Below are 5,421 nucleotides of genomic sequence, written 5' to 3'. Positions count from 1 at the left end.
TTTGCGAAGCGGGCGCGTTAGTCGATGCGATTAGAATTGTTAAAAGCCCTGCTGAACTGGAGATGCTCCAAGAGAGCGCGCGGATCACCGCCCTAGGCCTAGAGACCGCGATACAGAGCATTCGCCCGGGCACGACCGATAACGACATTGCCGCCATCGGCGCCAAAGCGCTGCTCGCATCCAAGCGCGATCAGTATTTCTTCTCCGGCGTATTTGGCTATGCCATAGGCGCCCAGTTCCCGCCTAGCTGGGTAGAAGGCACCGGCTTTATTGCCAAAGGCCAGATGCGTGCTTTTGAAGCCAATATGGTGTTCCACCTGCCGCTCTGCTTGCGAGCCCCCGGCCAGTGGGGCGTCGGGTTAAGCGACACCGTGGTGGTTACCGAACAAGGCGCCAAGCCGCTCACCCATAATGACTGGCAGTTGTTTGAAGCACGCTGACGCTTTCTTGCTAAAAACCAGTATTTTAAAAAACCAGCGCCGAAACCATGACATTGACAGACGGAGAACGTAGCGCTATCGTCGACAAAGATGCAAATGAGAAACACTTGTTTTTGCATTTAATCATTGGGCCAAGGCCCTTTATAAGGAGCCACGTGAAGGGTCAATGAGATGACGAGCGAGCAGCGGCAACTTCGCCAAACAGTCATATTTTTGCGCACCTCTTTTGAAGCGGTACAGCACTCTATTGCTGGCCGCCTAGAAGACCCGCTGCCCTGCTGGATGGATACCAGTATGCTTTCCATGCTGGCGCGGGAGCTCTCACGCTGTGGCCATCAGTCGAAACCGCTATTTTCTCCGTCGATAACGGAGCAGCTTTATTTAGCGTCGCAACAGTGCGAACTGCTACTCAAGCAGTGTCCTGGCGTACTGAGCAGCGCTGTCTGCTATCGCCAGTTAGCCGCTATCAGACTGTCGCTGTCGAATGCATTACGGCATATTGATACGCCCACTAAACGCCGGTGGCTCTGGCAACGTCATTAACCAGCGCCGTGTATTTTTGGCATTCCATGTGTTTTAACTGGAATCAATACTTTGCCAGTCTACGTTTCCGCACCCCCTTGATTTATCATGCGTCACGCGAAGTAAGACGTCAGTGATCCCTCACGCTAAGACTCATCTCATTAAGGGTATTTTCATGGTTGAAAAAAATGCTGCGGCAGCGACTTCTCGCTCGCCTAAAAAATGGTATCAGGCGGTTCCTGATCCCATGGTGCTTATCTTTCTTATCCTTGTGGCGACGTATTTACTGACGTTTATTATTCCCGCCGGCGAATTTGAGCGCATCACGCAAAATGGCCGAACGATGGTGGTGCCCGGTTCATTTACCTATTTGGAAAATGTAGCCAACATCCCGCTGTTTAATGTTTTTGTGGCTATCCCTGAAGGGCTTATCGCTGCCTCGCGCTACCTATTTATCGTCTTCATTGCGGGCGGGCTCTTTCATATTCTGCAAAAAACCGGTGCATTAGAAAATGCCATTGGCGTAGCGCTTAACCGCGTAGGCGTTGAGCGACGTAACATCATCATCGTAGTCGGCACCTTTATTTACGGTTTTTTTGGCGTCGCCGTTGGCTTTGAAAACAACATTGCGTTAGTGCCTATTGCCATACTGATTGCCAGCGCAATTGGCTGCTCAAGCCTGGTGGGTGTCGCAATGGCCGTTGGTGGCATTGGCATTGGCTTTGCGCTGTCGCCGATTAACCCATATACCGTGGGCGTTGCTCAAGGTATCGCCGAGCTACCGACGTTCTCAGGCGCGTGGTTGCGGACGCTATTGGTAGTGTCATCGCTGGCCCTGCTCTCGCTGTATATCTGCAAGCGCGTCGTCAACATGGAATTTGACGAGCCTGATAATGCCGAATCGCTTAGCAAACCGCTCAGCGAATATAGCCTGACCAAACGCGATATTTTGACGATGGTCGTGTTTGTGGGTGGCTTGATCGCCATGCTGGTTGGAGTCTTCACCCGCGGCTGGTATATCAATGAAATTGCCGGCGTCTTCCTCATCCTGGCAATCCTCATTGGGGCAATCAACGGCCTGTCTGCGAATGGCATTGTTAAACAGCTGATGGAAGGTGCAGCCAGCGTCACTGCCGGAGCGCTGGTGATTGGGGTGGCGGCGTCTATTCAGGTGATTCTTGAGCAAGCATTCATTATCGACACCATTGTTAATGCGTTGAGTACGCTGATCGACGGCATTCCATCCGTGTTTGCTGCCATTATGGCCAGCGTAGTACAGGGCGTTATCAATCTGTTTATTCCTTCTGGTTCCGGCCAGGCGCTCGTCACCATGCCAATTCTTATCCCTGTCGCTGATCTCGTTGGCATGAGCCGCCAGCTAATGATCACTGCGTTTCAAATTGGTGACGGCTTAACCAATCTCATTATTCCCACGTCAGGCGGTACGCTGGCCATGCTGGCACTCGGGCGCGTGTCTTACGCTCAGTGGCTAAAAGCGATTCTGCCCTTTATGGTGATGGTTTACGGGCTGGCGTGGGTTGCGCTGATCATCGGCCACTTGGTGGGTTATTAAGCGCGGGAGACTGCCCAGAAAGATTCGATTGGCATTAACTAGTAAACTGGTCTACTCTGCTCCTTACTTGTTTATCATAGCGTTCCAAAGGAGCTTATTTGATGGCTTTCGACACACTCTTTACGCCTATTCAGCTGGGCAGCCTGTCTCTTCCTAACCGCATTATCATGGCACCGCTGACGCGTTCACGTACACCGGACAGCGTACCCGGTAAGATGCAGGAAGCTTACTACGGCCAACGCACGGGCGCAGGGTTGATCATCAGCGAAGCCACCAACATTTCTCCTACTGCACGTGGCTATGTTTATACGCCAGGCATATGGACCGATGCCCAGGAAGCCGGTTGGAAAGGTGTTGTCAGTGCGGTACACGCTAAAGGCGGCCGTATTGCGCTTCAGCTATGGCACGTTGGTCGTGTTTCACACGAAATGGTTCAACCGGACGGCCAGCAGCCCGTTGCGCCCAGCGCACTGAAAGGCGAAGGCGCCCAGTGCTTCGTCGAATTTGAAGACGGCACTGCGGGCCAGCACCCCACCAGCACACCGCGTGCGCTGGAAACCGATGAGATCTCGGGTATTGTCGACGACTATCGTCAAGCGGCTGAGCGCGCTAAGCGTGCTGGTTTCGATATGGTCGAAGTCCATGCAGCCAACGCCTACCTACTCAATCAGTTCCTGGCGACCGGCTCTAACAAGCGTACCGACCAATACGGCGGCTCACTGGAAAATCGTGCGCGTTTCCCGCTAGAGGTCGTCGATGCGGTAGTTGAAGTATTTGGCGGTGATCGTGTAGGCATCCGTATGACGCCGTTTATCGAGCTCTTTGGCCTGACCGACGACGAGCCAGAAGCCATGGCGTTTTACATGGCAGAGCAGCTTTCCAAGCGCGGTCTTGCCTATCTGCACCTGAACGAACCCAACTGGGCCGGTGGCGATATCACCTTCCCAGACGGTTTCCGTGAGCAGATGCGCGAGCGTTTCAGCGGCAGCCTGATCTACTGCGGTAACTATGATGCAGAGCGCGCTGAAGCCCGTATTGGTGAGAACACCACCGACGCCGTTGCTTTTGGCCGCCCTTATATTGCCAACCCTGATCTACCGGAACGCTTCCGCGTTAACGCCCCGCTCACCCAGCCGAACCATGAAACGTTCTATGGCGGTGACGAGAAGGGATACACCGACTATCCGTTTATGGATAACGGCTATGATCGTCTTGGCTAGGTATCACTAATACCTTAAGCATTTTCGGAATGAGAAAGCACCGCTTCGGCGGTGCTTTTTTAGGTCTCTCAGTTTAAATCGTTACACAACGCCCTGGCTACGCAGATAGTCGTCATAGCTGCCGCTGAAATCGACAATGCCTTCCGGCTGCATATCGATAATGCGCGTGGCCAGCGATGACACAAACTCTCGGTCGTGGCTCACAAACAGCAGCGTGCCGGGGTAGTTCTCCAAGGCTAAGTTGAGCGCCTCGATAGATTCCATATCCAGGTGGTTGGTCGGCTCATCCATCAGCATTACGTTGGGCTGAGTAAGGATTAACTTACCAAATAGCATGCGGCCCTGCTCACCACCGGAAATCACCTTCACCGACTTGCCGATATCATCGCTGGAAAACAGCATCCGCCCTAGCGCGCCGCGAACCACTTGCTCACCACCATTCGTCCAGCTAGACATCCACTCAAACAGCGTGGCGTCGACGGCGAAATCATCGCTATGATCCTGGGCAAAAACACCCACATCCGCCGCTTCGGTCCATTTTACTTCGCCGCTATCTGGATGCAGCTCGCCAGCAAGCGTTTTAAGCAGCGTGGTTTTGCCGATACCGTTAGGCCCGATAATGGCAATACGCTCACCGGCTTCAACCGTCATGGATAAGCGCTTAAACAGCGGCGCGTTGTCGTCGTAGGCTTTGCTAATCGCATCCACATTCACGGCGTTACGGTGGATTTTTTTGGCCTGCTCAAACCGGATGAACGGACTAACGCGGCTGGAAGGCTTAATGTCTTCGAGCTTGATCTTATCGATTTGGCGCGCGCGCGACGTGGCCTGCTTGGCTTTCGAGGCGTTGGCAGAGAAACGGCTAACAAACTGCTGTAGCTCAGCAATTTGCGCTTTTTTCTTGGCATTATCGGAGTGCTGACGCTCGCGAACGGCGGTCGCGGCAGTCATGTAATCATCGTAATTACCGGGGAACAGGGTAATCTCACCATAGTCCAGATCCGCCATGTGCGTGCATACGCTATTCAGGAAATGGCGGTCGTGAGAAATGATGATCATGGTGCTACTGCGCGCTTTAAGAATATCTTCCAACCAGCGGATCGTGTTGATATCCAGGTGGTTGGTAGGCTCATCCAGCAGCAACACGTCAGGATCAGAGAACAGGGCCTGGGCCAGCAATACGCGCAGCTTCCAACCAGGCGAGACTTCACTCATCGGGCCGGTATGCTGTTCAATGGGAATACCTAACCCCAACAACAGTTCACCGGCACGAGGCTCGGCGGTATAGCCGTCCAGCTCAGCAAAGCGTACTTCAAGATCAGCGACGGCCATGCCGTCCTCTTCGCTCATTTCCGGCAAGCTATAAATACGCTCGCGCTCAGCGGCGACTGACCACAGCTCAACGTTGCCCATGATCACGGTATCGATCACCCGCTCGTTCTCAAACGCGAACTGATCCTGGCGCAGCTTACCCAGCCGGGTACTGCTATCCAGCATCACCTGGCCGGAAGTGGGCTCCAAATCACCACCTAAAATTTTCATAAAGGTGGATTTTCCGCAGCCGTTTGCGCCAATCAGGCCGTAACGGTTGCCGTTATTGAATTTAACGGAAACATTTTCAAACAGGGGCTTAGCCCCAAACTGCATGGTGATATTGGCGGTTGCG

The 5,421-nt window shown here is 53.4% G+C and carries 5 protein-coding genes; 4 read left to right on the top strand and 1 reads right to left on the bottom strand.

Annotated elements, in window-relative coordinates; genetic code table 11:
* The 4 genes from ACTH5D_RS17175 to ACTH5D_RS17160 form a co-directional block, all read left to right on the top strand.
* Nucleotides 1–440 (top strand): M24 family metallopeptidase (locus ACTH5D_RS17175; RefSeq protein WP_441673369.1); only part of this gene is annotated, 440 nt, incomplete at its 5' end.
* Nucleotides 441–611: 171 nt separating this feature from the next.
* A complete protein-coding gene (locus tag ACTH5D_RS17170; RefSeq protein ID WP_441673367.1) occupies nucleotides 612–983 on the top strand; it encodes a hypothetical protein in 372 nt (123 codons plus the stop codon).
* Nucleotides 984–1,137: 154 nt separating this feature from the next.
* Nucleotides 1,138–2,535 carry a YfcC family protein gene (locus tag ACTH5D_RS17165; RefSeq protein ID WP_441673365.1) on the top strand — a complete coding sequence of 466 codons (1,398 nt, stop codon included), beginning with the start codon at nucleotides 1,138–1,140 and terminating at the stop codon, nucleotides 2,533–2,535.
* Nucleotides 2,536–2,636: 101 nt separating this feature from the next.
* The gene (locus ACTH5D_RS17160; protein ID WP_441673363.1) at nucleotides 2,637–3,755 is read left to right on the top strand and encodes an alkene reductase; all 1,119 of its coding nucleotides are present in this window, start codon (nucleotides 2,637–2,639) and stop codon (nucleotides 3,753–3,755) included.
* 81 nt (nucleotides 3,756–3,836) lie between these two features.
* On the opposite strand, the gene ACTH5D_RS17155 is transcribed toward ACTH5D_RS17160, so the two are convergent.
* A partial coding sequence (locus tag ACTH5D_RS17155; protein WP_441673361.1) for an ABC-F family ATPase occupies nucleotides 3,837–5,421 on the bottom strand: 1,585 nt, incomplete at its 5' end.

Source organism: Halomonas sp. (assembly GCF_052095695.1).
Lineage (GTDB): Bacteria > Pseudomonadota > Gammaproteobacteria > Pseudomonadales > Halomonadaceae > Vreelandella.
The sequence above is the reverse complement of the archived record's forward strand: the minus strand, read 5'-3'. Positions and strand labels throughout refer to the sequence as shown.

What these genes read in the sequence shown, in the direction of transcription:
- ACTH5D_RS17165 (WP_441673365.1), top strand. Translation starts at nt 1,138, where the DNA reads ATGGTTGAAAAAAATGCTGCGGCAGCGACTTCTCGCTCGCCTAAAAAA.
- ACTH5D_RS17160 (WP_441673363.1), top strand. Translation starts at nt 2,637, where the DNA reads ATGGCTTTCGACACACTCTTTACGCCTATTCAGCTGGGCAGCCTGTCT.
- ACTH5D_RS17170 (WP_441673367.1), top strand. Translation starts at nt 612, where the DNA reads ATGACGAGCGAGCAGCGGCAACTTCGCCAAACAGTCATATTTTTGCGC.